Here is a 26,287-nt window from a genome sequence, read left to right as displayed (position 1 = left end):
CCGCCCCCCGCGGCGGGCGCCGCCGGCGGCGCCCCCCGCCCCGCCGGGCCCCCCCCCCCCGGGGCTCTCAGGGGTTCGCGGCGAGGCCGGGGCCGGCGGGGCTCGGCGCCGGGGCGGCCGCGCGGCCCGGGATCGCCAGCGCCGCGACCGCGCCGGCCAGCGACAGCGCCGCGCCGACCCCGATCGCGCCGCCGAAGCCGTCGCTGAAGGCGGACGGTCCCGCGTAGCCGCCGGCCTTGGCGAACGCCAGGGCGAGGACGGCGACGCCGAACACCCCGCCGAGCTGCCGTCCGGTGTTGAACACGCCGGACGCCTTGCCGATCTGCTGCGGCGCGACCGCGTTGAGCACGGCGGACTGCGCGGCGGGCATCGCCATGCTGACCCCGGCGCCCGCGATCAGCATCGGCGCGATCAGCTCCCAGTACGGCACGGACGGCGTCGCGGCGAGCGCGAGCCAGCCCATCCCCGCCGCCTGCATGGCCAGCCCCAGCGCCGCCAGCGGCCGGGCGCCGACCCGGTTCACCAGCCGGCCCGCGGTCGGGGCGACGACCGTCACCGCCGCGGTCCAGGCGAGCAGGTGCAGGCCCGCGGCGAGCGGCCGGTCGCCGCGTGCGGTCTGGAAGTACTGCGCCGCGAAGAACAGCGCCCCGTAGAGCGAGGCGTACAGGAACACCCCGGCGGCGTTCCCCGCCGCGAAGCCCCGCAGCCGGAACAGCCCCAGCGGCACCATCGGCCGCGCCGCGACCCGCTCCCAGGCCACGAAGGCGACGCCGCAGACCGCACCCGCGGCCAGCGTCCCCGCGACCTCGGCGCTCCCCCATCCGGCGGCGTCCGAGCGGATCAGCCCCCACACCAGGCCGAGGGCGGCGCCGGTCACCAGCACCAGCCCGGCCGCGTCCACGCCGTCGCCGCCGCCGCGGCTCTCCGGGACGCGGCGCAGCACCAGCGGCATGATCACCAGCCCGATCGGCACGTTCAGCCAGAAGATCCACTCCCAGGCGAGGCCCTGCGTGACGGCGCCGCCGACCACCGGGCCGCCGACCACCGCCAGCCCCGTCAGCCCGGCGAACAGCCCCAGCGCCTTGGGCCGGTCCGGCGGCGGGTAGGCCGCGCTGAGCAGCGCCATCGCCAGCGGCATCACCAGGGCCGCGCCGGCCCCCTGCACCACCCGCGCCGCGATCAGCCAGCCCGCGTCCGGCGCCAGCGCGCACGCCGCCGACGCGGCGGTGAACAGCCCCAGCCCGGCCGTGAACACCAGCCGCCGCCCGAACCGGTCGCCCAGCACGGCACCGGTCATCAGCAGGACGGCGAAGCTCAGGCTGTAGGCGTTCACCGTCCATTCGAGCTGCTCCATCGAGGTGCCGAGATCCACCCGGATCCGGCTCAGCGCCGTCGTCACCACGGTGGCGTCCAGCGCCACCATCACCGAGCCCGCCGAGGCGAGCCCCATCACCCATTTCCTGTTCATGTCCGTACCGACCCGCGGCCCGGCGGAATCGGCCGGTCCGGACCCGATGATTTCGGCGGCCCCGCGGGTCTGTACAAGAAAGGGAGGAGCGCGGAGTGACCGTGATCGAGCAACCGAGCGACGAGTTCGTCCGGCTGGCCGGGCCGTTCCGGCGCGAGCTGCTGACCCACTGCTACCGGATGCTGGGGTCGGTGCAGGACGCCGAGGACCTCGTCCAGGAGACCTACCTGCGGGCCTGGCGGGCGTACGAGGACTTCGAGGGCCGCGCGTCGATGCGGACGTGGCTCTACCGGATCGCCACCAACGCCTGCCTCAACGCGCTGCGGAACGGCGGCCGGCGGGTGCTGCCCGCCGGGCTGGGCGGGCCCATCTCCGACCCGGCCGCGATCGGCCCGCGCGATCCGGAGATCACGTGGCTGGAGCCGATCGCCGACGAGCAGGCCGATCCGGCGGCGATCGTGGCGGGGCGGGCCGGGCTGCGGCTGGCCCTCATCGCGGCGCTGCAGCACCTGCCCCCGCGGCAGCGGACGGTGCTGATCCTGCGGGACGTGCTGGCCTGGTCGGCGGAGGAGACGGGCGACGCGCTCGGCATCAGCGCGACCGCGGTGCACAGCACCCTGCAGCGCGCCCGGGCCCGGCTCGACCGGCTCGATCCGGCGATCGACGAGATCGCCGAGCCCGCGGAGCCGGAGCGCCGCGACCTCCTCGACCGGTACGCCGACGCGTTCGAGCGGGCCGACATGGCCGCGCTGGCCCGGCTGCTCACCGAGGACGCGGTCTGGGAGATGCCGCCGAACCCCTCGTGGTTCGCGGGCCGCGACGCCGTCCTGCGGCTGCTCGAAGCCCGGCTGTCGGCCAAGCGGAGCAGGCTGGTGCCGGTCCGGGCCAACGGGCAGCCGGGGTTCGCGATGTACGTGGACGGCGAGGCGTTCGCCGTGCAGGTCGTCACGCTGCGCGGCCCCGCCATCGCGGCGGTGACCGCGTTCCACGACGCCGACCTGGTCCAGCGCTTCGGCCTGCCGCGACGCCTGTGACCGCCGCTGCGGTCGCGGCCGATCCCACGGCGGCCGACGAGCGACGCCCCCGCGCCCGGGATGGCGGGCGCGGGGGCGTGGGATGCTCTGGGGCTACTTGAGGAGCTGGCGGGCGATGACCATCCGCTGGATCTGGTTGGTGCCCTCGTAGATCTGGGTGATCTTGGCGTCGCGCATCATCCGCTCCACCGGGAACTCCCGCGTGTACCCGTACCCGCCCAGCAACTGCACCGCGTCGGTGGTGACGTCCATCGCCACGTCCGAGGCCAGCGCCTTGCACGCCGAGGACACCAACGTCAGGTCCGCGATCTTCTCGCCGTGCATCGCCCGCTCGGACTTGATCGCCGCGTGGTAGGTCAGCTGCCGCGCGCCTTCCAGCCGCATCGCCATGTCGGCCAGCATGAACTGCACACCCTGGAAGTCAGAGATCGGCTTGCCGAACTGCTTGCGCTCCTTGACGTAGCCGAGCGCGAAGTCCAGCGCGCCCTGCGCGATGCCCAGCGCCTGCGCGGCGATGGTGATGCGGGTGTGGTCCAGGGTGGCCAGCGCCGTCTTGAACCCGGTGCCCTCGGCGCCGATGATCCGGTCGGCGGGGATCCGCACATCCTCCAGGATCACCTGCCGGGTCGGGGACCCCTTGATGCCCAGCTTGCGCTCCTTGGGCCCGAACGACACCCCCGGATCGGACTTCTCCACCACGAACGCCGAGATCCCCCGCGCCCCCGCCGACGGATCGGTGACGGCCATGACCGTGTAGTACTCCGACACCCCCGCGTTGGTGATCCACATCTTCGCGCCGTTGAGCACCCAGTGGTCACCGTCGCGGACCGCGCGGGTCTTCATCCCACCCGCGTCCGACCCCGCATCGGCCTCCGACAACGCATAGGAGAACATCGCCTCCCCCCGCGCCACCGGCCCCAGATACTTCTTCTTCAGCTCCTCCGAGCCCGACAGCAGCACCGGCACCGTGCCCAGCTTGTTCACCGCCGGGATCAGCGACGACGACGCGCACGCCCGCGCGACCTCCTCGATCACGATCACCGTCGCCAGCGCGTCCGCCCCCGCACCCCCGTACACCTCGGGCACATGCACCGCATGCAGGTCATTGGCGACCAGCGCGTCCAGCGCCTCCTGCGGGAAACGCGACTCCTCGTCCACCTCCGCCGCGAACGGCGCGATCTTGGCATCCGCCAGCTCACGCACCGTCGCCCGCAGCAGCTCCTGCTCCTCCGACGGCGCGTACGCGGGAAAGTCATGGCTCATGCCGCAAATGCTACCGGCCAGTAGACTCCGCTGCGCCCCCGCCGGTACCGGGCAGCACTTCGGGGAAGGTTGACTAGGGCGTACGACGGCGGCAGCGAACCGGAAGGAGCCCGCCTTGACCCAGCGGCTGACGGTCATCGGAACCGGTTACCTCGGCACCACCCATGCGGCCTGCATGGCCGACCTGGGCTTCGAGGTGCTCGGCCTGGACGCCGACAAGGACAAGATCGCCCGGCTCGCGGCCGGTGACCTGCCGTTCTACGAACCCGGGCTCGAACCCGTGCTGCGCCGCGGCCTGGCGAGCGGGCGGCTGCGGTTCACCACGTCCTACGAGGAGATCGCCGAGTTCGGCGACGTCCACTTCCTGTGCGTCGGGACCCCGCAGAAGGCGGGCGAGTACGCCGCCGACCTCACCTACGTGGACGCGGCGGTCGGCGCGCTCGCGCCGCTGCTGCACCGGCCCTGCCTGATCGTCGGCAAGTCGACGGTGCCGGTGGGGACGGCGGCGCGGCTGGCCGAGACGGTCGCGAGGGCCGCGCCGGTGGGCGGCGACGCCGTCCTGGCGTGGAACCCCGAGTTCCTGCGCGAGGGGTTCGCCGTCGAGGACACCCTGCACCCGGACCGGATCGTCGCCGGGCTGCCCGCCGAGCAGGGCGCCGCCGAGCACGCCGAGAAGGTGCTGCGCGAGATCTACCGGACGATGATCGCCGACGAGACGCCGTTCATCACCGCCGACTACGCCACCGCCGAGCTGGTCAAGGTGTCGGCGAACGCGTTCCTGGCCACCAAGATCTCGTTCATCAACGCGATGGCGGAGGTCTGCGAGGCCGCGCACGCGGACGTGACCAAGCTGTCGGAGGCGCTGTCGTACGACGACCGGATCGGCGGCCGGTTCCTCGGCCCCGGGCTCGGGTTCGGCGGCGGCTGCCTGCCCAAGGACATCCGCGCGTTCATGGCGCGGGCCGGGGAGCTGGGCGCCGACCAGGCGCTGACGTTCCTGCGCGAGGTCGACGAGATCAACATCCGGCGCCGGATCCGGATGGTGGACCTCGCCCGGCAGCTGCTCGGCGGCTCGTTCGCGGACCGGACGGTCGGGGTGCTCGGCGCGGCGTTCAAGCCGAACTCCGACGACGTGCGCGACTCGCCCGCGCTGGACGTCGCGGCGTCGATCCGCGCGCAGGGCGGCCGGGTGACCGTCTACGACCCGCGCGCGATGGAGAACGCCCGCCGCGCCCAGCCGTCGCTGGCCTTCGCGTCGTCGGCGCTGGGCGCGGTCAAGGACGCGCACGTCGTGCTGCTGCTGACCGAATGGCGGGAGTTCCGCGACATGGACCCGGCGGACCTCGCCGCGGCGGTGGCGGAGCGCAACATCGTCGACGGCCGCAACGCCCTGGACCCCGAGCGCTGGCGGGCCGCCGGCTGGAACTACCGGGCCCTCGGCCGCCCCTGAGCGGGAACGATCGGGGCGCCGCGGGTGTTGTCGCGGGCATGGGTGATGTCTACGCCGACCCGGACGTGATCAGCCGGCTGCTCAGCGAGTCCAGGACGTGGGCGTTCGTGGGCCTGAGCGACAACCCGGCCCGGGAGGTCCACAACCAGGCGCGGCTGCTGCAGCGGCGCGGCAAGCGGATCGTCCCGGTGCATCCGTCGGGCGCGACGGTGCTGGGCGAGCGGGGCTACGCGTCCCTGGCCGACGTGCCGGACGCGTCGGACGTGGACGTCGTCGGCGTCTACCGGCGCTCCGAGCACGCGGGCGCGGCCGTGGACGAGGCGATCGCGGCGGGCGCGAAGGCCGTGTGGCTGCCCCTCGGCGTGATCGACGAGGCGGCCGCCCGGCGCGCGAAGGACGCCGGGCTCGACGTGGTCATGGACCGCTGCCCCGCCATCGAGTGGAGCCGCCGGCACTGACGCCCCCGGCCCCCGCGTGAGCCCGGCACCGGGTGAGCCCCGGCGCCGGGCCGCGCGCCCCCGCAGGGCCCTCAGAGGCTCTGTCGGAGCCGTTCGCCCTTCGCCTTGGCCTGGTCGTACAGCGACTGCTGGAAGTCCTTCATCTTCGCCTGGAGCGCCTCGTCGGACGCCGCGAGGATGCGGACGGCCAGCAGCCCCGCGTTGCGGGCGGCGCCGACCGCCACCGTCGCGACCGGGACCCCGGCGGGCATCTGCACGATCGACAGCAGCGAGTCCATGCCGTCGAGGTACTTCAGCGGGACGGGCACGCCGATCACCGGCAGCGGCGTCACCGACGCGAGCATGCCGGGCAGGTGCGCGGCGCCGCCGGCGCCCGCGATGATCGCGCGGAGCCCGCGCCCGGCCGCCTGCTCGCCGTAGGCGATCATGTCGTGCGGCATCCGGTGCGCGGACATGACGTCGGCCTCGTAGGGGACGCCGAACTCCTCCAGGACCTCCCCCGCCGCCTTCATGACCGGCCAGTCGGAGTCGCTCCCCATCACCACGCCCACCAGCGGGCTCATGTGTGCTCCTTCATCGCCGTCCCCCAGCGCAGGTAGTCCGCCGCGTGCCGGGCGCGTTCCCGCAGCTCGGGCAGGTCGTCCCCGAGCACGGTCACATGGCCGATCTTGCGGCCCGGCCGGGACTCCTTGCCGTACATGTGCACCTTGACGCCCGGGTCGTGCGCCATCACGTGGATGTAGCGGGAGTAGACGTCCGGGTCGTCGCCGCCGAGGACGTTCGCCATCACCGTGTAGGGGGCGGTGGGGTCGGTGGAGCCGAGCGGCAGGTCCAGGACGGCCCGCAGGTGCTGCTCGAACTGGGACGTGCGGGCGCCCTCGATCGTCCAGTGCCCGGAGTTGTGCGGGCGCATCGCCAGCTCGTTCACCAGCAGGCCGCGCCCGCTGCCCTGGCGCCCGGTCTTCGGCGCCTCGGTCTCGAACAGCTCGACCGCGAGCAGCCCCGCGACGCCCAGCTCGTCGGCGATCCGCAGCGCGAGGCTCTGCGCCTCGGCGGCCAGCTCGCCGGACAGCCCCGGCGCCGGGGAGATCACCTCGACGCAGATGCCGTCCTTCTGGACGGTCTCCACGATCGGGTACGCGGCGCCCTGCCCGTACGGGGAGCGGGCGACGAGCGCGGCCAGCTCCCGCCGGAACGGAACGTGCTGCTCCACCATCAGGGAGACGCCCTCGCCGATCAGCCGCTCCACCAGCTCGACGGTCTCGACGCCGAGGTTGTCGGCGACCCACACGCCCTTGCCGTCGTAACCGCCGCGGGTCGCCTTCAGCACCACCGGCCAGCCGTGGTCCCGGCCGAACGCCTCCAGGGCGGGCACCGGGTCGGCCGAGGGCAGGGGCGCGTACGGGGGGCAGGGCGCGCCGAACGACGACAGCTTGTCCCGCATGACCAGCTTGTCCTGGGCGTGCGCGAGGGCCGCCGAGCCCGGCCGGCACGGCACCCCCGCCTCCTCCAGTTCCCTGATGTGCGGGCCGGGCACGTGCTCGTGGTCGAACGTCACGACGTCGCACCCCTTGGCGAACGCCGTCAGGTCGTCCAGGGAGCGGTCGTCGCCGACCCGGACGTCCGCGACGACCTTCGCCGCCGACTCGCCCGGCGATCCGGCGAGGACGCGCAGCGGCACGCCGAGGGCGATCGCGGCCTGCTGGGTCATCCGGGCCAGCTGCCCGCCGCCCGCCATCCCGACGACCGGTGTCTGAGGTGGATTGCTCACGTCAGAAGGCTATCGGCCCATGGAACCGAACAATTCCCCCGTTCCGGACGTCGGACCAGGTGTGGACCTCCGGGCTCGGGGCAGGGAACGCGTGGAAAACGCAGAACGTTCATGTTCCGACGTCACGGGGCCGGGGGCGTCTATCCTCGTTGTGCCCCCGCACCGGCCGCGTCAACGACCGCGGCGCCACCAGCCGAGGTCCGGAAGGACGGTTCCCTTCGTGAACCTGGTCGCCACTCTCAACCGGCGCTTCGCGCACCTGCTGCGCGAGCTCGCCCAGTTCGGCAGCGTGGGCGCGGTCGCCTTCGTGATCACGGTCGGCATCGGCAACGGGATGAACAGCGGCCTCGGCATGGGCCCGCTGACCTCCAACGGCGTCGCCACCATCGTCGCGACGACGTTCGCCTACCTCGCCAACCGCTACTGGACGTTCCGGCACCGCGACCGGACCGGGCTCGGCCGCGAGTACGTGCTGTTCTTCGCGCTGAACGGCGTCGGCCTGGTGATCACCGAGGCGTTCATCGGGTTCACGCACTACGTGCTGGGGCTGACGGGCCCGATCCCGTACAACATCTCGCTGGTGATCGGCACCGGCGTCGCCACGCTGTTCCGGTTCTGGTCGTACAAGAAGTGGGTGTTCCTGCCCGCGAGCGCCCCGCCCGTCGACCCGGCGTCCGGGCTGCCCGAGGGGCCCGGCGTGCACGCCGCGACCAGCCCGCACGCCAGGCACGGCGGGTCGGGCCCGGCGGGGCGGCTCGGGCACCCGCTCGACCAGGACGCCGCGGGCGACTACGCCCAGTTCTCCTGACCTCGCACGGCGTTCTCCCGACCTCGCACGGCGTTCTCCCGACTTCGCACGGCTCCTGATCTCGCAGGGCGTTCTCCCGGCCTCGCGCGCTCTCCGGGCCGCCCCGGGCACCGCCTCTCCGAGCAGCGGCCCGCTCTAGGCGGGCCCCAGGACGACGCGTTCACCGGCCAGCCGGGCCTCCGCCGCCTCGCGCAGGAACACTCCGAACACCGCCGGGCGGGACTGGAGCAGTTCCAGCCGCCCGCCGTCCACCACGGCCAGCGAGCGGGCCAGGTAGAGGCCGAGGCCGGTGCCGCGGCCGCCGCTGACGCTGCGCTCGAAGATCCGCGGCTCCAGTTCCGGCGGTATGCCGGCGCCCTCGTCGCCGACCTCCACCACCACCGAGCTGGCGCCCGGCTTGGTGTGGATGGTGACCGTCCCGGCGCCGTGCATCAGCGAGTTGTCCAGGAGCGTCGCGACGATCTGCGACAGCCCCTCCGGGTTGGTCATGCCGACCAGGCCCTGCTCGCCGACGATCCGCACGTCCCGGCCGTCCCGCCGGAAGATCGGCCGCCACTCCTCCACCTGCTGGCGGATGATGTCGTCGATCGGGGAGGCGACGGCGCCGCCCGTGCGGTCGTGGCGGGCGCGGGCGAGCAGCTGCTCGACGACGGCGACGAGCCGCTCGGCCTGCGCCACGGCCGCGGCGCCCTCCTCGCGGACGACGTCGGGGTAGTCGGCCGCCTCGATCATCTCCTCCAGCCGCATGGACAGCGCGGTCAGCGGGGTGCGCAGCTGGTGGGAGGCGTCGGAGGCGAACTCGCGGCTCGCGGCGAGCAGGTCGGCGATGCGGACGGCGCTGCGGTCCAGCACCTCGGCGACCCGGTCGACCTCCGGGATGCCGTAGCGGCGCCGGCGCGGCCGGGCGTTGCCGGTGCCGAGCCGGTCGGCGGTCTCGGCGAGGTCGCGCAGCGGCAGCGTCAGCTTGCGGGCCTGGACCATCGCCAGGCCGACGGTGACGGCGACGCCGAGCAGCGCGAGGCTGCCGATGAACAGCAGCAGCCGCAGTTCCTGGTCCTTCAGCTGGGAGGCGGGCCGCGACATCCGCACCCGCACGCCCTGCCCGGCCGCGGTCGCCGTGAGCTGCCGCGCGCCCGGACGGGGGCGCGGCCCCGCCTCAACGGCGGCGCCGCCCGGCAGGGTGACCGCGATGTACCGGCCGGGGTACTCCCGCGCGATCGCGGCGCCGGTGACCGGCTGGCGCGATTCGAGGGTGTAGGCGACCCCGCCGGCGATGGCGGACGCCTCCCGGTCGAGGGACTGCCCGGCCTCCTCGTAGATGAGCTTGTGGGCGGCGTAGGCGAGGGGTATGCCGAGCAACAGGATCGCGACCACCGCCACCGCGAGCGTCGACAGGAGGAGTCGGCGCCTCATCTGGGCTCCTTATGGTGGGGCCACGCCCGGGCGGGGCGCCCCGGGCCTCTCGGGAAGGCCCGGGGGCTGACCGCGCGGCCATGGCGGCCGGTACGGGGCTGTCAGTCGCCGCGTTCGAACCGGAAGCCGACGCCCCGCACGGTGGTGATGTAGCGGGGGCTGCCGGCGTCGTCGCCGAGCTTGCGGCGCAGCCAGGAGATGTGCATGTCGAGGGTCTTCGTGGAACCCCACCAGTTGGTGTCCCACACCTCGCGCATGATCTGTTCGCGGGTCACGACCTTCCCGGCGTCCCTGACCAGGACGCGCAGCAGGTCGAACTCCTTGGTGGTGAGCTGCAGTTCCTGGTCGCCCATCCAGGCGCGGCGCGACTCGGCGTCGATCCGCACCCCCTGGACGATCGGGGTCTCGGTGCTGCCGCGGCGCAGCAGCGCGCGGACCCGGGCCAGCAGCTCGGCCAGGCGGAACGGCTTGGTGACGTAGTCGTCGGCGCCCGCGTCGAGACCGACGACGGTGTCGACCTCGTCGGCCCGGGCGGTCAGGATCAGGATGGGCACTCCATGCCCCTCGGCACGGACCCGGCGGGCCACCTCCAGGCCGTCCAGCTCGGGCAGGCCCAGGTCGAGAACAATGAGGTCCACGCCGCCCCCGAGCGCCCGCTCGAGCGCCTGCGGACCGTCCGGGCTGACTTCGACGGTGTACCCCTCGCGACGCAGCGCGCGGGCGAGAGGCTCGGAGATGGACGTGTCGTCCTCGGCGAGCAGTACTGAGGTCATGAACCGATCGTATGACCATTCTTGAACGTTTCCCGGGTGCCGCCGCGCTCTTGACCTGCGGTTTGCCACTCGTAGTACATCCTCGAACACCCATTTTCCGGGCGTTAGCGGGAGTTAGGCGGACATCGCGCTTCGGGCCCTTGTCCGCCGGGCGGCGGGCGCGCCGCCGTGAACGGTCATCCGCAGACGGCGGCCGACGCGCCCGGGAGGATCACGACCGGGATTTTGGAATCGCCGTTGGCGCCGGTTTCCATCCGGATTGCCGGATCTGACGCGAGCAGCAGGCGGGCCCCTCCTCCGACCCCGGCATCGGGGAGAGGGAGCCGGACGGTCCCGTCGCCGAAATTCGCCGCCACGAGCACGCCGCCGCGCCGCATGACGAGCCAGCGGCCGGCCGCGCCGTCGCCGCCCGCCCGGACGCCGCCGTCGACGGCGGCGGCGGCGGACTCGCTGGTCACGACGGACGCGGCGGTCAGGCGCGGGTCGTTCAACTCCGGCCGGGCGCGGCGCAGGGCGATCAGGGACCGGTGCCATTCCAGCAGGTCCGCGTGCGGTTCGGCGGCGGGCTCGGCCCAGTCGAGGACGGACCGGCGGAAGGTATCCACAGCCTGTGGATCGGGAACCTCGCCCGTCCAGCCGTGCCGGGAGAACTCCCTGCGCCGGCCCTCGCTGACGGCCCGCGCCAGTTCCGGGTCCTGGTGGTCGGTGAAGTAGCACCAAGGGGTGGAGGCGCCCCATTCCTCGCCCATGAAGAGCATCGGCGTGAACGGCGCCAGGACGAGCAGCGCCGCGCCGACTTTGAGCAGCCCGGGAGGGAGCCCGGCCCCGGTTAGGACGGCGCCTATACGGTCCCCTGCGCCCCTGTTGCCGACCTGGTCGTGGTTCTGCAGAAAACCGAGGAAACGGTGGGCGGGCAGCTTTTCCACGTCCACGGGACGGCCGTGCCTGCGGCCCCGGTACGTCGACATCGTTCCGTCGTGGACGAACACCCTCGTCAATGATTTCTTGAGGGTTTCCAGAGAGCCGAAGTCGCAGTAATAGCCCTGCCGTTCACCGGTCAGCGCGGCGTGCAGGCAGTGGTGGAAGTCGTCGCTCCACTGGGCGTCGAGCCCGTATCCGCCCGCCTCCCGCGAGGTGACGAGGCGCGGATCGTTCAGGTCCGATTCCGCTATGAGGAACAGATGCCGTCCCAACTGCGCGGACAGGGCCGACACCGCCTGCGCCATCTCTTCCAGCAGATGGACTGCGCTGTGGTCGGTGATGGCATGGACGGCGTCCAGGCGCAGCCCGTCGAAGTGGTAATCCCGCAGCCACATCAACGCGTTCTCTAGGGCGAAGGCACGGACCTCGTCCGAGCCCTCTTGGTCGTAGTTGACCGCGTCGCCCCACGGGGTGCTGTGGGCGCTGGTGAAGTAGGGGCCGTAGTCGCCCAGGTGGTTTCCGTCGGGCCCGAGATGGTTGTAGACGACGTCCAGGACGACGGCGAGGCCGCGCGCATGGGCGGCGTCCACGAAACGCTTCAGCGCGTCGGGGCCGCCATAGGGCTCGTGGGGCGCCCATAGGAGAGCACCGTCGTATCCCCATCCGTGGTGGCCCGGAAAGGACGCGACGGGCAGGAGTTCGACTGCGTCGATCCCGAGCGCGACGAGATGGTCCAGCCGCTCGATCGCGGCATCGAACGTCCCCTCGGGCGTGAACGTGCCGACGTGCATCTCGTACAGGACGCTGCCGGGCAGCGGGCGGCCGTGCCAATGCCCGTCCGTCCAGGTGAACCGGTCGTGCTCGTAGACGCGGCTGAGACCGTGCACGCCGGACGGCTGCCACGGGGAGCACGGGTCGGGCAGGGGGTCCTCGGCGCCGTCCAGCGCGAACCCGTAGTCGGTCCCGTGCCCCGCGCCGGGCACGTCGGCCGTCCACCAGCCGGGGCGTCCCTCCGCCTCCGCCATGGGACGCCGCTCGCCTGCGACGACGACATCGACGCGCCGGGCCTTGGGGGCCCAGACCTCGAACCGCTGATTCATCGGCCGATCTTCCGGGGGACTCACCTGTCGATCTCCCGGGGGACGATCAGCGCGACGGGCAGATGCGCGAACACCTCGGCGGCGTCCAGGAGCGGGCCCCAGTGGGTGGCGCCGGTGAGGACGTCCCGCCAGCCCTGCCGGCCGACGTCCACCTCCGTCCCGGCCCAGCCGCCCCGCCGCTCCAGGCCGGCGGGGAGCCGGGTGGCGAGCGCGACCGCGCCGCCCCGCCGGAACGCGACGACGTGATCGGCGGCGGGCCCCGCGACCGGGACTGGCTCATGCGTCGCCGACGGCCCGAACCACTGCGGATGGGTGCGGCGCAGCCGCAGCGTCCGCGCCGTGACCAGGAGCTTCTCGTCGTCGACGTCCTTGGGCGGGCGGCCGGTGTCGAGCCGGTGCAGCCGCTCGCGGCGCCGCCCGTAGTCGACCGGCCGCCGGTTGTCGGGGTCGACGAGCGCCAGGCCGGTCAGCTCGCAGCCCTGGTAGACGTCGGGGACGCCCGGCATCGCGAGCTGGACGAGCTTCTGCCCGAGCCCGTTCACCCGCGCGTACGGTTCGAGCCGCGCCACGAACGCGGTCAGGTCGGTGACCAGGCCGGGGTCCTCCAGGACGCGCCGCGCGTAGCCGAGCGCCGCGTTCTCGTAGGCGGTGTCCGGCTCGGCCCAGGACGTCCGGGTCTTGGCCTCGCGCATCGCCTTGACGAGGAACTCGTGCAGCCGGTCGGGGGTGATCGGCCAGGCGCCGGCGAGCGTCTGCCAGAGCAGGTACTCCAGGTCGGGTTCCATCGGCGACTCGGCGGGCCCCCGCCAGGAACGCCACCGGTGGACCGCGTCGGCCCACTCCTCCGGCAGCTCCGACAGGACGGCCAGCCGCGCCCGCACGTCCTCTTGCCGCTTGGTGTCGTGCGTGGACAGCGTCGTCATCGTGGACGGCCAGTCCCGCGCGAGCCGGATGCAGTGCGCGTGGAAGTCGGCGGGGCTGACGGAGAAGCGCCCCGGGTCGCCGCCCACCTCGTTGAGGGCGGCCATACGGTTCCAGCGGTAGAAGGCGGTGTCCTCGACGCCTTTTGCGGCCAGCGGCGCGGCCGTCTGCTGGAACCGCACGATGAACTCGGGATCGGCGTTCTCGCCTCGCCCGAGCGCCATCTCCACCACCGTGTCGAGCGCCGGATGCAGCTTCTCGGGCAGGTGCCCGCGCGCTCTCTGCGCGGCCTCGTTGAGGACGTCCACGGCCTGTGGCGGCGGGTCCTCGCCGGGGACGACGTAAGCGCGGTACACGGGCATGGCCACGAGCAGCGCCTGCAAGGCCCGCTCCAGGGCCCTGTCGCGCTTCCCCACCACGCGGCCGAGGACGCGCATCAGCCGGTCCATCTCCGGCTTCATCCCGTGCGTCGCGGCGTGCAGGCGGGCGTCGTGCTCGACCTCCTCGAAGGCCGCGGGGCCGCCCGTCAGAGCCGTGTAGAGCCCGGTGAGCGGCTCCTCACCGGCCGGGTCGACGAACAGGCCGCCGATCATCCCGAGCGAGTCGTAGCCGGTCGTGCCCGCGCACGGCCAGTCCGCGGGCAGCCGCTCCGCCCCCTCGGTGATCTTCTCGACGAGCAGCCAGCGGCCGGGCGCGGCGCCCGCCAGCCGGCGCAGGTATCCGCGCGGGTCGGCCAGGCCGTCCGGGTGGTCGACGCGCAGGCCGTCCATCAGGCCCTGCCCGACCAGGCCGAGCAGCAGCGCGTGCGTCCGCTCGAAGACCTCCGGCTCCTCCTGCCGCAGCCCGATCAGCCCGGAGATGTCGAAGAACCGCCGGTAGTTCGGCTCGCCCTGGCCGGGCAGGACGATCCGCCCGCCGCCCGCGTCCCAGTCCACGTCGAACCACTTCGCGTACGGCGACGACGGCCCCTCCGCCAGGACCGCGTTGAGCGGCAGGTTCAGGTCGGGCGGCACCGGAACGGCCATGTGGTTGGGGACGATGTCGACCAGCACCCGCAGCCCGTGCGCGCGGAACCGCTCCGCCATCGCGCCGAACGCCTCACCGCCGCCCAGCTCGTCCGACAGCCGGGAGTGGTCGACCACGTCGTAGCCGTGCGTGGAGCCGGGCGCGGCTTGCAGCACCGGCGACAGGTACACGTGCGAGACGCCGAGAGCCGACAGGTACGGGGCGAGCGCGGCGGCCTCGGCGAACCCGAAGTGGTCCTCGGGAGTGCCGCGGAGCTGGAGCCTGTAGGTGCCGGACGGGGGGGTGTCGTGCTCGGGGGGAGGCATGTCAGACACGGCGTAGCACCTGGACGGAGCGGGCCGCGACCTTCACGGACTCCCCGGCCTTCACGACCGGCGACTCCTCCTCGGCGAGCAGCGGATCGGCGGTGTCCAGCACCTTGATCCACATCTGCCCGTACGCGGCGGGCGGCAGCGCGAACGCCAGATCGCCGTCATGGGCGCTGAACAGCAGCAGGAACGAGTCGTCCCGCACCTGCCGGCCCCGCCGGTCCGGCTCGCCGATCGCCTCCCCGTTCAGGAACACGTTCAGCGACTTGTTGAACCCCGCGGACCAGTCCTTCCCGGTCATCTCCTCGCCGCCCGGGGTGAACCACACCAGGTCCGGCAGGTCGGAGGCGCCGCCCCGGCCCGTCCTGTCGTCCCCGGACGGCCGGTCGCCGACGAAGAACCGGCGGCGCCGGAACACCGGATGGTCCGTCCGCAGCTTCGACAGCCGCCGGACGAAGTCGAGCAGCGGGCCGCGCTCGTCGAAGAACGTGTCCTCGTGGAGGCCCGTCCAGTCGACCCAGGAGATCTCGGTGTCCTGGCAGTAGGCGTTGTTGTTGCCCTGCTGGGTGCGGCCCAGCTCGTCGCCGTGCAGCAGCATCGGGACGCCCTGCGACAGGAACAGCGTGGTCAGGAAGTTGCGCTTCTGCCGCTCCCGCAGCGTGATGACGTCGAGGTCGTCGACCGGGCCCTCGTGGCCGCAGTTCCACGAGCGGTTGTCGTCGCTGCCGTCCCGGTTGCCCTCGCCGTTGGCCTCGTTGTGCTTGCCGTTGTACGACACCAGGTCGTGCAGCGTGAACCCGTCGTGGCACGTCGCGAAGTTGATCGAGGCGATCGGGCGGCGGCCGTCGTCGGCGTACAGGTCGGACGACCCGGTCAGCCGGGACGCGAAGTCGGGCAGCGCGCCCGGCTGCCCGCGCCAGTAGTCGCGCACCGTGTCGCGGTACTGGCCGTTCCACTCCGTCCACAGCGGCGGGAAGTTCCCGACCTGGTAGCCGCCCTCCCCCACGTCCCACGGCTCGGCGATCAGCTTGACCTGCGACACCACCGGGTCCTGCTGGACGAGGTCGAAGAACGCCGACAGCCGGTCCACCTCGTGCAGCTCGCGGGCCAGCGTCGCGGCCAGGTCGAACCGGAACCCGTCCACGTGCATCTCCGTCACCCAGTACCGCAGCGAGTCCATGATCAGCTGGAGCACGTGCGGGCTGCGCATCAGCAGGCTGTTCCCGGTGCCCGTGGTGTCCATGTAGTAGCGCTGGTCGCCGTCGGTCAGCCGGTAGTACTGGGCGTTGTCGATCCCCCGGAACGACAGCGTCGGCCCGAGGTGGTTGCCCTCGGCGGTGTGGTTGTAGACCACGTCGAGGATCACCTCGATGTCCGCCTCGTGCAGCGCCTTCACCATCGCCTTGAACTCCAGCACCTGCTCCCCGCGCTCCCCCGACGAGGAGTACTCGCCGTGCGGCGCGAAGAACCCGATGGTGTTGTAGCCCCAGTAGTTGCGCAGCCCCCGCTGGATCAGCGCGTCGTCGTGGACGAACTGGTGCACCGGCATCAGCTCGACCGCCGTGACCCCGATCGACTTCAGGTGGTCGATGATCACCGGGTGGGCGAGGGCCGCGTAGGTGCCGCGCAGCGCGGGCGGGATGTCCGGATGCCGGGCGGTGAGGCCCTTGACGTGCGCCTCGTAGATCACCGTCTCGTGGTACGGGATCCGGGGCGGCCGGTCGTCGCCCCAGTCGAAGTACGGGCTGACGACCACCGAGCGCATCGTGTGCCCGGCCGAGTCCAGGTCGTTGCGCGACCACGGGTCGCCGAACCGGTAGCCGAAGCACGACTCGTCCCAGTCGATGCGCCCCTCGATCGCCTGCGCGTACGGGTCGAGCAGCAGCTTCGCCGGATTGCACCGCTGCCCGCGCTGCGGATCGTAGGGCCCGTGCACCCTGAACCCGTAGCGCCGGCCCGGCATCACCCCCGGCAGGTACCCGTGCCATACGAACGCGTCGACCTCCGGCAGCGCCAGCCGCGTCTCCTCACCGTCACCCGCCGGCCCGTCGAACAGGCACAGCTCCACTCGTTCGGCCGCCTCGGAGAAGACGGCGAAGTTCGTGCCCGCGCCGTCGAACCGGGCTCCGAGGGGGTATGCATCGCCCGGCCACACCTGTGCCACTTGTCCCGCCCTCCCGTCGTACCGGGTGAAGCCCTTCCCTCTGAGGGTTGAATCACACCGATTGGGAGACCACTGGCCAGAACGGACATCGCTGGGTTACCTTAGGGGAGCCTAACCTTCATAAGGGTGCCCTAAGGGTCCAGGTCAGGCGCTTTCGTACCGGCTAGTCGCAGGGAAGGTCCCCCACCGGATGTACGTCTGCATCTGCAACGCGATCACGGAGGACGACGTCCACGGCTGCCTGGCCGGCGGCGGCTGCGGCACCGCCAAGGAGGTCAAGGCGGCCTGCGGCTTCAAGCCCGGCTGCGGCTCCTGCACCAAGCGGCTGCACGCCATGGTCAGCGAGTACCGCACCGCGGGGGAGCTCGCCGACGCCCTGACCGGCGGCCCGGCGCCGCTCGCCGCCGTCCCCGACGCCGCGCCGGCCGCCTCGCCTGTCGCGGACGCCGGCGCGGCGCCGTCCGGCACCCCCTCCCGCACGCCCGAGCCCGCCGCCGCGGACCGGCTCGTCCCGCCGGGGCCCGACGCCGGAGCCGAAGCCGCCGCCTGAGCCGCCGCGGCGCCTTCCGCACGGCCCGCCGGCCCGCGCCGCGAGACGCGCCGCTGCGGGGATCACCGCCGCCCCCTGTGCGAGCATGAGGTCCCATGGAAGGCGACAAGGACATCATCGCGCTGCTGAACGACCAGCTCACCGCGGAACTGACGGCGATCAACCAGTACTTCCTGCACTCGAAGATGCAGGAGAACTGGGGCTTCACGCGCATCGCGAAGCACACCCGCGAAGAGTCGATCGACGAGATGCGGCACGCGGAGCGGCTCACCGACCGGATCCTGTTCCTCGAGGGCCTGCCGAACTACCAGAAGCTCGGCACCCTGCGGATCGGCCAGACCGTCGTCGAGCAGCTCAAGGCGGACCTGGAGATCGAGATGGAGGCGGTCGCCCGGCTGCGCCCCGGCATCGAGCTGATGCGCTCGCGCGGCGACGTCACCTCCGCGCGGATCTTCGAGGACATCCTCGCCGACGAGGAGTACCACATCGACTACCTGGAGACCGAGCTCAGCCTCGTCCAGGCCCTCGGCGAGCAGAACTACCTGCAGCGCCTCACCGACTCGCCCGGCGAGGAGATCAGCAAGCCGGTCTGACGCGCCCTACCGGCCGCCGTCGTCCGGCGGCCCGTCCTGGGGCTCCGGCGCGCGCCGCAGCACGAACGGCTGCACGATCCCGAGCCCCTGGACGGGCCGCCGGACGATCCGCGTGATCCGGTACGCCGGCTCCTTCTCCAGCCGCGCCGCCAGCTCGCTGTCGATCACCACCGAGCCCGGCCGGGCCAGCGACGTCAGCCGCGCCGCCAGGTTCACCGTGGTGCCGAACACGTCCCCCATCAGCGGCAGCACCGGGCCGTGCGCGACGCCGACCCGCACGTCCGGCACCTCGGTCTCGTCCTGGATCGCCGCCGCGATCGTCAGCGCGATCTCCGCGCCGATCGTCGGCGACTCCGCGCTGAACAGCACCTCGTCGCCCAGCGTCTTCACCAGCCGCCCCCCGCACGCGGCGATGATGTCGGCGGCGGTCTCCTCGAACCACTCCACCACCCGGGCCAGCTCGATCTCCTCCAGCTCCCGGCTGACCTGCGTGAACGACACCATGTCCGCGAACCCGACGGTGGTCGGCGGCCGCCCCGCGGGCTCCCCGTCGTCCCGGGTCGCCGCCGCCGCGATCGCCCGCGTCCCCGCCGCGGCGAGCTGCCGCCGCCACGCGTGCACCACCAGCGGCTCGAACTCCCCGATGTGCTTGTCGGCGATCTCCACGATCGTCCCGACCGCCTCCGCGGACGGCACGCCGTTCGGGTCCGGGGCGACCATCTCCCGCATGAGGTTGACCTGCCACTCCGCCAGCCGCGTCATGGTCTGCCCGAACGCGCGGATGAGGCGGATCACCCCGTCCTCGTCGAGCACGCCCTCCTCCATGAGGCGGCGGAGGCGGCACAGCGCCGCCACGTCGCCCTCGGTGTAGGCGACCGCGTCGTCCGGCATCGACGGGTAGCCGAACGCGCGCCACACCCGTCCGGTGAAGTCCCGCGACACCCCCGACAGCCGGACGGCGTCGACGCGCGTGTAGCGGAGCTCGCCGCCGAGGAGCAGCTCCTCGATCTCCTTGGGATCCGGCAGTCCGCGCGCCATCATCCGCCCCTCAGTCCGCCGTCGCGCGGAACCCCCGCCGCCGGCGTCGTGGATCGGTACACCCCATATCGTTGCAGATCCGACGTGACACAGCGCACCCACCTGCACTGTTCACCCCACGTGCACCATCCCCCATACCGCCGCAAAGCGACAAGGCTCGGTCCCCAAGGTTCAGTTCCTCAACGGACGTGGACCACGTCGCCCGCGCTCACGGCGACGTCGCCGCCCGGGCCCTCGACCACGAGGCGGCCCGACCCGTCCACGTCCCTCGCCGTGCCCTCCAGCGTCTCGTCCGCCGGCAGCTCCACCCGGACGCGGCGGCCGAGGGTGGTGCACAGCTCCTTGTAGGCGGTGCGGAGCCCGCTGGACTCCGGGTCGCCGCCGAGCATCGTCCACTCGCCGTACCAGGTCCGCATCTCGCGCAGGATCGCGCGCAGCAGCGGGGCCCGGTCGGTGAGCGGCGCGCCCTCGATCGCCAGCGACGTCGCGGTCGGCACCGGCAGCTCCTCCGCGCGCAGCCCGACGTTCAGGCCGACGCCCACGATCAGCGCGTCGTCGACCTTCTCGGCGAGGATCCCGGCGAGCTTGCGGTCCCCGACCAGCAGGTCGTTCGGCCACTTCAGCCGGGCGTCCACGGCGACGTCGCCGCCGGCGCCGCCGAAGAACCGCTCCCCGGACTCGGCGAACGCGGTCATCCGGCGGATCGCGGTGGCGACCGCGACACCGGTCAGCAGCGGCAGCCAGCCGAGCAGCGGCACCGGCACCGCCGGCCGCAGCAGCATCGAGAACATCAGCCCCGAGCGCGGCGGCGCCGTCCACGACCGGCCGAGGCGCCCGCGCCCGGCCGTCTGCAGCTCGGTGACCAGCACCGTCCCCTCGGGCGCCCCCTCCCTGGCCCGGGCCGCGAGGTCGGCGTTGGTCGACCCCGTCTCCGGAACGACGCGCACCTCCCGCCACAGCCCGCCCTCCTGGACGAGCGCGCTCCGCAGCGCCGCCTCGTGCAGCGGCGGCCGGTCAAGGTCCCCATACGGTGATTCGCTCACCCGTCCATCCAACCTCACCGGCCCCGGCTCTCTCCCGCCCACCACCGAACCTCGCCGCGAGCCGGCGCCGGCGCGGCCGTTAGGGTTCGCCGCATGGATGGTGTGACGCTGCGGCGCGACGGGCACGTCGCGGAGATCGTGCTGGACCGGCCCGAGGCCCTCAACGCCCTGTCGACGTCGATGGCGCGGCGGCTGGCCGCGGTGTGCCGCGAGGTCGCCGACGACGCGTCCGTCCGGGCGGTGGTGCTGAGCGCGGCGGGCGAGAAGGCGTTCTGCGTCGGCGCGGACCTCAAGGAACGCAACTCGATGAGCGACGAGGAGATCCTCGCGCAGCGGCCGGTGTTCCGGGCCGCGTTCGGCGGCGTCCTGAACCTCCCGCAGCCGGTGATCGCGGCGGTGCACGGGTACGCGCTGGGCGGCGGCTGCGAGTTCGCGCTGTCCGCCGACATGATCGTGGCGGACGAGTCGGCCGTGTTCGGGCTGCCCGAGGTGGGCGTCGGGCTCGTCCCCGGCGGCGGCGGGACGCAGCTGGCGCTGCGCAAGCTCGGCCCCGGCAAGGCCGCCGACCTGGTGTTCACCGGCCGCCGCCTCGGCATCGAGGAGGCCCTGGAGTACGGCCTCGCCGACCGGAAGGTGCCCGCCGGGACCGCCCGCGAGGAGGCCCTCGGCATCGCCCAGGTGATCGCGCGGAACTCCCCGACCGCCGTCCGGGCCGCCAAGCGCGCGCTGCGCCTCGGCGCCGGCGTCTCCCTGGAGGCGGGCCTGGACCTGGAGGACAACGCCTGGCGGACCGTCGCGTTCTCCGCCGACCGCCGCGAAGGCATCGCCGCCTTCAACGACAAGCGCAAGCCCGACTGGCCGAGCTAGTCCCCTCCGCTCGCCGAGGGCGTCAGGCGCAGGCGACGCAGGTGCGGGCCATCGGGCGGGCCTCCAGACGCTCCGGCGCGATCGGGCCGCCGCAGCGCTCGCAGATCCCGTAGGCGCCCTCGGCGAGCCGGCGCAGCGCGCCGTCGATCTCGGCCAGCCGGGCCTCGGCCCGGCTCAGCGACGCCTCGATCCGGGCGCGCTCGAAGGCGATCGTGGCGCCCTCCGGGTCGTGCTCGTCGTCCGCGTTGCTCTGCGCCGACGCCTCGACGACGCCGTCCCAGTCGCGGCGCAGCGACGCCAGGAGCTCCAGCGTGCCCGCGCGGTCCGCGATGAGGCGTTCCTCCGCTGTGGTCACACCGCCTTCAACGCCGGCCGCGCCCGGTGCGATTCCTCACGCCAGCGGCTTGGCCATGTGGACGACGTTGCGGCCCTTGAGCACCTCGCGGCCGGTCTCCCGGTAGCCGAGCCGCTGGTAGCGGTCGATGTTGCCGGTCATCCGCTCATTGGTGATCAGGCGGAGCCGGGGCAGGCCGAGGGCGCGGGCGCGGGTCTCGGCGAACGCGAGCAGCCGACCGCCGATGCCCGTGCCGTGCAGTTCCGGGTCCACGGCCACGTTGTCGACGAGGAGGACGCCGTCCTCGGGAATGAGGACGATCAGGCCGTCCGGCCCGGGGCCGGTCACGAACACGTGCCCGGCCCCGATCAGCGCGGCGTAGTCGTCGTCCATGGGCATGGGACGGGTGCCGATGATCTCCGCCCACGGCGCGTAGGCGGCCTGGACGATCTCCTCCACACGCCCGCGGTCGGCGGGCACCGCGGGCCTGACCTCCGCCATCAGCCGGTGTTCTGCAGGCCGGCGGCGACCCCGTTCACCGACAGGAGCAGCAGCGCTTCGAGGTGGCTGCGCTCCTCCTCGTCGGTGACGTCCCCGGCGCGCAGCGCGGTGAGGGCGCGCAGCTGGAGGTGCGAGAGGGCGTCCACGTACGGGTTGCGCAGCTCGACGGCGCGGGACAGCACACGCCGGTTCTCCAGCAGCCGCTCGTGGCCGGTGACCGCGAGGACGAGCCGCCGGGTGCGGTCGTACTCGGCGAGGACGGTCTCCGACAGCTCGGGGCGCCCGCCGAGCGCGAGGTAGCGCTCCGCGATCGCCCGGTCGGACTTGGCGAGGCTCATCTCGGCGTTGTCGAGCAGTGTGTTGAACAGCGGCCACGCCTCGTAGGCCTCGCGGAGCCCGACGAGGTCGCGGCCGTCGTCGGAGACGGCGGCGAGGCCGCTGCCGAGGCCGTACCAGCCGGGCAGGTTGACGCGGGTCTGCGTCCACGCGAACACCCAGGGGATGGCGCGCAGGTCCTCCAGGCCGCGGGCGGCCTTGCGGCGGGCCGGGCGGGACCCGATCCGCAGCTCGGCGATCTCCTCCAGGGGGCTGACACGGGCGAACCAGGCGGCGAAGCCGTCGGTCTCGATCAGCGCCCGGAACGCGTCCTTGGCCGCCTCGCCGATCTTGTCGGCGAGCGGGCGGAACCGGGCGGCGGCCTCCCGGGCGCGGTCCTGGACGGCGTCGGTCGAGGCCAGCAGGACGGCGCTGGTGACCTGCTCGACGTGCCGCTCGGCGATCTCGGTCCGGCCGTACCGGGCGAAGATCACCTCGCCCTGCTCGGTGACCTTGAAGCGGCCCGCGACGGACCCCGGGGCCTGCGCGAGGATCGCCCGGTTGGCGGGGCCGCCGCCGCGGCCGAGGGACCCGCCGCGGCCGTGGAACAGCGTCAGCGTGATGTCGTTGCGGGCCGCCCACGCGGCGAGCGCCTCCTGCGTGTCGTACAGCCGCAGGGTGGCGCTGGCCGGGCCGAGCTGCTTCGCGGAGTCGGAGTAGCCGAGCATGACCTCCATGCGGCGGCCGGTGTCGTCCAGCCGGCGCCGGACGGCCGGGATCTCCAGCATCCCCTCCAGCACGGACGGGGCGCGCTCCAGGTCCTCGCCGGTCTCGAACAGCGGGATCACGTCGAGGACGGGCGCGCCCTCGCCGAGGGACGCGGCCAGCTCGTGGACGTTCGCCATGTCCTGCGCGGACCGGGTGAACGACACGATGTAGCGGTGGCAGGCGCGGACGCCGAACCGCTTCTGGATCCACGCGACGACGCGGAGGGTCTCGAGGATCTCCTCGGTCATCTCCGACCGCTCGCCGCCTGCGCGGACCTCGGCCAGGGCCTTCTCGTGCAGCTCGGAGTGCTGGCGGATCTCCAGCTCGGCGAGGTGGAAGCCGAACGTCTCGACCTGCCAGATCAGCTGCTGGACGCGCCCGTACGCCTGCCGGACGGCGCCGGCGGCGGCCAGGGACTCCTGGACGGTCCGCAGGTCGGCGAGCAGCTCGTCCGGGGACGCGTAGGCGAGGTCGGCGTCGCGTTCGCGGGTCGCGGCGATCCGCGCCGCCGCGTACAGCAGGAACTGGCGGTGCGGCTCGCCCGGGGACCGCTTGGTGCCCTCGGCGAGCCGGGACGGGTGCGCGGTGCGGGCGGCGGCGAGCGCGTCCCGCAGCTCCGCCGAGGCGGGCGTCGTGGACTCGTGGACGGTCAGCTCGCGGCCGACCCGCGCGCACGCGGTCTCCAGCGCGCGCAGCACGTGGTCCGCCTGGATCATGACCGCGTCGCGGGTGACCTGCGCGGTGACGTAGGGGTTGCCGTCCCGGTCGCCGCCGATCCAGCTGCCGAACCGCAGGTACGGGCGGGCCTTCGGCGGGCGGGTGCCGGTGTCCTCCCCGTCGAGGGCGCGGTCGAGGGCGCGGTAGACGTGCGGCACGACCCGGAAGATCGTCTCGTCGAACGCGGCCATCGCGGTGCGGACCTCGTCCAGCGGGTCCATCTGGGTGCCGCGGCGCAGCGCCGTCCGCCAGAGCACGTCGATCTCCTCGCGGAGCCGCCGCTCGGTCTCCTCCCGCTCGCTCGCGCCCTGCCCGGCGTTCAGCGCCGTCAGCAGGTCGCTGATCCGCTGGATCGCGGTGACGACGGCGCGGCGGCGGGCCTCGGTCGGGTGCGCGGTGAAGACGGGCCGGAACTCCAGGCCGTCGATCATCTCGGCGAGCCGGTCGCCGCCGGCGGCGCGGATCTCCTCGACGGCCGCGGCCACCGAGCCCGGCACGCTCCCGCCGGTGTCGCGCTCGCGGAGCGTCCGGATCCGGTGGTGCTCCTCGGCGAGGTTCGTCAGGTGGAAGTACACGGTGAACGCGCGCGCGACCTGCTCGGCGCGCTCCAGCGTCCAGCCGTCGACGATCGCCGCGACCTCGTCGGCGGACGTCTCGCCCCGGCGGGCGGCGATCACCGCGTGGCGCAGCCGCTCGACGTCGTCGAGCAACTCCCGGCCCCCGTACTCCACCAGCCCGTCGCCCAGCATCGCCCCGAGGAGGCGGACGTCACGGCGCAGCGGTTCCGGCATGTCCTGCCGCAGGGTGTCTCGCGTCTTCGTAGCCACGCGCCCAGCGTAACGAGCCCCGGTAAGGCGGAGTTCATCCCGGTCAGCGGGCCCCGCCCGCAGGTCCGGGGTCAGCGTGCGGTTACCCTGGCCCGCATGGCGATGGAAGCCCCTGAACCCGCGGTCGAGTACGACATCCACACGACGGCGGGAAAGATCGCGGACCTGGAACGACGCCGCTACGAGGCGGTGCACGCGGGCTCGGCGCGCGCCGTCGAGAAGCAGCACGCCAAGGGCAAGATGACGGCCCGGGAGCGGATCGACGCGCTGCTCGACCCCGGCTCGTTCGTCGAGTTCGACGAGATGGCGCGGCACCGGTCCACCAACTTCGGGATGGAGAAGAACCGCCCCTACGGCGACGGCGTCGTCACCGGGTACGGCACGGTCGACGGCCGGCCGGTCGCGGTCTTCAGCCAGGACTTCACCGTCTCCGGCGGGTCCCTCGGCGAGGTGTTCGGCGAGAAGATCGTCAAGGTCATGGACCACGCGCTGAAGACGGGCTGCCCGGTGGTCGGGATCAACGACTCCGGCGGCGCGCGGATCCAGGAGGGCGTCGTCGCGCTCGGCCTGTACGCGGAGATCTTCAAGCGGAACGTGCACGCCTCCGGCGTCATCCCGCAGATCTCGCTGGTCCTCGGGCCGTGCGCGGGCGGCGCGGTGTACTCCCCCGCGATCACCGACTTCATCGTCATGGCCGACAAGACCTCGCACATGTTCATCACCGGCCCGGACGTCATCAAGACGGTCACCGGCGAAGAGGTGACCATGGAGGAGCTCGGCGGGGCGCACTCGCACAACTCCAGGTCGGGCGTGGCCCACTACCAGGGCTCCGACGAGGAGGACGCGATCGAGTACGTCAAGGCGCTGCTGTCGTACCTGCCGTCCAACAACCTCTCCGACGCGCCCGCGTTCGACGTGCCGGTCGACCCGTCCGAGCTGATCGAGGACCTCGACACCCTCATCCCGGACTCGCCGAACCAGCCGTACGACATGCACACCGCGATCGAGCACGTGGTCGACGACGGCGAGTTCCTGGAGGTCCAGGAGCTGTTCGCGCCGAACATCATCTGCGGGTTCGGGCGCGTCGAGGGCCACTCCGTCGGCATCGTCGCGAACCAGCCGATGCAGTTCGCCGGGACGCTCGACATCGACGCCTCCGAGAAGGCCGCCCGGTTCGTCCGGACCTGCGACGCCTTCAACATCCCCGTGCTGACCTTCGTGGACGTCCCCGGCTTCCTGCCCGGCACCGACCAGGAGTGGAACGGGATCATCCGGCGCGGCGCCAAGCTGCTGTACGCCTACGCCGAGGCGACCGTCCCGCTCGTCACCGTGATCACCCGGAAGGCGTACGGCGGCGCGTACGACGTCATGGGCTCCAAGCACCTCGGCGCCGACATCAACCTGGCGTGGCCGACCGCGCAGATCGCCGTCATGGGCGCGCAGGGCGCGGTCAACATCCTGTACCGGCGCGAGCTGGCCGCCGCGGACGACCCCGACACCCGCCGCGCCGAGCTGATCACCGAGTACGAGGACACCCTCGCCAACCCGTACGTCGCCGCCGACCGCGGCTACGTCGACGCGGTGATCAAGCCGTCGGAGACCCGCGGCCAGGTCGTCAAGGCGCTGCGCGCGCTCCGCGAGAAGCGCAAGACGCTGCCGCCGAAGAAGCACGGCAACATCCCGCTCTAGAGCACCGAGACGGACGCCCGTTCCGGGGCCGGACCGCCCGCCGCGTCCGGCCCCGGCCGCCGAGGAGAACCCGTGACCGCTGAAGACAAGCCGTTCCTGCAGGTGGTGCGGGGCGACCCGTCCCCCGAGGAGGTCGCCGCGCTGGTCGCCGTGCTGACCGCGCGCGC

23 protein-coding genes are annotated in these 26,287 nt (G+C 73.1%); 9 read left to right on the top strand and 14 right to left on the bottom strand.

The genetic code is table 11. From position 1 onward, the window contains the following. Positions 1-67 precede the first annotated feature (67 nt). Entirely contained in the window at positions 68-1,468 is a 1,401-nt protein-coding gene (locus tag ABZ914_RS19340; RefSeq protein ID WP_500194490.1) for a DHA2 family efflux MFS transporter permease subunit, read from the bottom strand. Positions 1,469-1,563: 95 nt separating this feature from the next. Here ABZ914_RS19340 and ABZ914_RS19335 point away from each other — a divergent pair, with 95 nt between their 5' ends. Further along, positions 1,564-2,502, top strand: coding sequence for a sigma-70 family RNA polymerase sigma factor (locus ABZ914_RS19335; RefSeq protein WP_500194489.1), 939 nt, complete (start codon positions 1,564-1,566; stop codon positions 2,500-2,502). A 93-nt stretch (positions 2,503-2,595) separates the two neighbouring features. On the opposite strand, the gene ABZ914_RS19330 is transcribed toward ABZ914_RS19335, so the two are convergent. Continuing rightward, entirely contained in the window at positions 2,596-3,765 is a 1,170-nt protein-coding gene (locus tag ABZ914_RS19330; RefSeq protein ID WP_500194487.1) for an acyl-CoA dehydrogenase, read from the bottom strand. Positions 3,766-3,880: 115 nt separating this feature from the next. Here ABZ914_RS19330 and ABZ914_RS19325 point away from each other — a divergent pair, with 115 nt between their 5' ends. After that, positions 3,881-5,215: a UDP-glucose dehydrogenase family protein gene (locus tag ABZ914_RS19325; protein ID WP_500194485.1), complete on the top strand. Its 1,335-nt coding sequence runs from the start codon at positions 3,881-3,883 to the stop codon at positions 5,213-5,215. A gap of 38 nt (positions 5,216-5,253) precedes the next feature. Continuing rightward, positions 5,254-5,673 (top strand): CoA-binding protein, encoded by a 420-nt coding sequence (locus ABZ914_RS19320; RefSeq protein WP_500194483.1) that lies wholly within the window; start codon positions 5,254-5,256, stop codon positions 5,671-5,673. 71 nt (positions 5,674-5,744) lie between these two features. Here ABZ914_RS19320 and purE read toward each other — a convergent pair whose 3' ends face one another. Both purE and ABZ914_RS19310 read right to left on the bottom strand, forming a co-directional pair. Next, positions 5,745-6,236: a 5-(carboxyamino)imidazole ribonucleotide mutase gene (purE, locus tag ABZ914_RS19315; protein ID WP_500194481.1), complete on the bottom strand. Its 492-nt coding sequence runs from the start codon at positions 6,234-6,236 to the stop codon at positions 5,745-5,747. After that, positions 6,233-7,444 carry a 5-(carboxyamino)imidazole ribonucleotide synthase gene (locus tag ABZ914_RS19310; protein WP_500194480.1) on the bottom strand — a complete coding sequence of 404 codons (1,212 nt, stop codon included), beginning with the start codon at positions 7,442-7,444 and terminating at the stop codon, positions 6,233-6,235. Before ABZ914_RS19310 ends, purE begins: the two co-directional genes overlap by 4 nt. A gap of 220 nt (positions 7,445-7,664) precedes the next feature. Here ABZ914_RS19310 and ABZ914_RS19305 point away from each other — a divergent pair, with 220 nt between their 5' ends. Then, positions 7,665-8,252, top strand: coding sequence for a GtrA family protein (locus ABZ914_RS19305; protein WP_500194479.1), 588 nt, complete (start codon positions 7,665-7,667; stop codon positions 8,250-8,252). A 135-nt stretch (positions 8,253-8,387) separates the two neighbouring features. On the opposite strand, the gene ABZ914_RS19300 is transcribed toward ABZ914_RS19305, so the two are convergent. The 5 genes from ABZ914_RS19300 to glgX form a co-directional block, all read right to left on the bottom strand. After that, entirely contained in the window at positions 8,388-9,665 is a 1,278-nt protein-coding gene (locus tag ABZ914_RS19300; RefSeq protein WP_387021513.1) for a sensor histidine kinase, read from the bottom strand. Between the two features lie 101 nt (positions 9,666-9,766). Further along, on the bottom strand, positions 9,767-10,438 hold the full coding sequence (locus tag ABZ914_RS19295) for a response regulator transcription factor (RefSeq protein ID WP_019629095.1): 672 nt from the start codon (positions 10,436-10,438) through the stop codon (positions 9,767-9,769). 176 nt (positions 10,439-10,614) lie between these two features. Continuing rightward, entirely contained in the window at positions 10,615-12,459 is a 1,845-nt protein-coding gene (gene treZ, locus ABZ914_RS19290; RefSeq protein ID WP_500194477.1) for a malto-oligosyltrehalose trehalohydrolase, read from the bottom strand. Between the two features lie 20 nt (positions 12,460-12,479). Continuing rightward, positions 12,480-14,711, bottom strand: a complete 2,232-nt coding sequence (gene treY, locus ABZ914_RS19285) for a malto-oligosyltrehalose synthase (protein WP_500194497.1) — start codon at positions 14,709-14,711, stop codon at positions 12,480-12,482. A 1-nt stretch (position 14,712) separates the two neighbouring features. Then, the gene (glgX, locus tag ABZ914_RS19280; protein ID WP_500194475.1) at positions 14,713-16,878 is read right to left on the bottom strand and encodes a glycogen debranching protein GlgX; all 2,166 of its coding nucleotides are present in this window, start codon (positions 16,876-16,878) and stop codon (positions 14,713-14,715) included. 190 nt (positions 16,879-17,068) lie between these two features. On the opposite strand from glgX, the gene ABZ914_RS19275 reads away from it, so the two are divergent. Together ABZ914_RS19275 and bfr are read left to right on the top strand one after the other, a co-directional pair. Beyond that, on the top strand, positions 17,069-17,428 hold the full coding sequence (locus ABZ914_RS19275) for a (2Fe-2S)-binding protein (protein WP_500194473.1): 360 nt from the start codon (positions 17,069-17,071) through the stop codon (positions 17,426-17,428). A gap of 95 nt (positions 17,429-17,523) precedes the next feature. Next, positions 17,524-18,021, top strand: coding sequence for a bacterioferritin (gene bfr, locus ABZ914_RS19270; RefSeq protein WP_190867055.1), 498 nt, complete (start codon positions 17,524-17,526; stop codon positions 18,019-18,021). A gap of 6 nt (positions 18,022-18,027) precedes the next feature. On the opposite strand, the gene ABZ914_RS19265 is transcribed toward bfr, so the two are convergent. Continuing rightward, positions 18,028-19,059: an adenylate/guanylate cyclase domain-containing protein gene (locus tag ABZ914_RS19265; protein ID WP_500194496.1), complete on the bottom strand. Its 1,032-nt coding sequence runs from the start codon at positions 19,057-19,059 to the stop codon at positions 18,028-18,030. A 179-nt stretch (positions 19,060-19,238) separates the two neighbouring features. Beyond that, positions 19,239-20,102 carry a biotin--[acetyl-CoA-carboxylase] ligase gene (locus tag ABZ914_RS19260; RefSeq protein WP_433141692.1) on the bottom strand — a complete coding sequence of 288 codons (864 nt, stop codon included), beginning with the start codon at positions 20,100-20,102 and terminating at the stop codon, positions 19,239-19,241. 93 nt (positions 20,103-20,195) lie between these two features. Between ABZ914_RS19260 and ABZ914_RS19255 the strand changes: the two genes are divergently transcribed. Continuing rightward, positions 20,196-20,969, top strand: coding sequence for an enoyl-CoA hydratase/isomerase family protein (locus tag ABZ914_RS19255; RefSeq protein ID WP_500194471.1), 774 nt, complete (start codon positions 20,196-20,198; stop codon positions 20,967-20,969). A gap of 22 nt (positions 20,970-20,991) precedes the next feature. Here the strand turns inward: ABZ914_RS19255 and ABZ914_RS19250 are convergent, their stop codons facing one another. From ABZ914_RS19250 to ABZ914_RS19240, 3 genes are read right to left on the bottom strand one after another with little or no spacing between them, the layout of a single operon-like run. After that, positions 20,992-21,324: a TraR/DksA family transcriptional regulator gene (locus tag ABZ914_RS19250; protein ID WP_500194469.1), complete on the bottom strand. Its 333-nt coding sequence runs from the start codon at positions 21,322-21,324 to the stop codon at positions 20,992-20,994. A 36-nt stretch (positions 21,325-21,360) separates the two neighbouring features. Then, complete coding sequence (locus tag ABZ914_RS19245; RefSeq protein ID WP_500194468.1) at positions 21,361-21,804, bottom strand: GNAT family N-acetyltransferase; 444 nt, start codon at positions 21,802-21,804, stop codon at positions 21,361-21,363. Continuing rightward, a complete protein-coding gene (locus ABZ914_RS19240) occupies positions 21,804-24,395 on the bottom strand; it encodes a phosphoenolpyruvate carboxylase (protein WP_500194494.1) in 2,592 nt (863 codons plus the stop codon). The genes ABZ914_RS19245 and ABZ914_RS19240 overlap by 1 nt, the downstream gene beginning before the upstream one ends. Positions 24,396-24,527: 132 nt before the next feature. Between ABZ914_RS19240 and ABZ914_RS19235 the strand changes: the two genes are divergently transcribed. Then, complete coding sequence (locus tag ABZ914_RS19235) at positions 24,528-26,120, top strand: acyl-CoA carboxylase subunit beta (protein WP_500194466.1); 1,593 nt, start codon at positions 24,528-24,530, stop codon at positions 26,118-26,120. 72 nt (positions 26,121-26,192) lie between these two features. Beyond that, the coding region (locus ABZ914_RS19230) for an acyl-CoA carboxylase subunit epsilon (RefSeq protein ID WP_500194492.1) at positions 26,193-26,287 on the top strand (95 nt) is incomplete at its 3' end.

The sequence above is a fragment of the Spirillospora sp. NPDC046719 genome (assembly GCF_040645715.1).
Lineage (GTDB): Bacteria > Actinomycetota > Actinomycetes > Streptosporangiales > Streptosporangiaceae > Spirillospora.
This window is presented reverse-complemented; position numbering and strand designations above follow the sequence as displayed.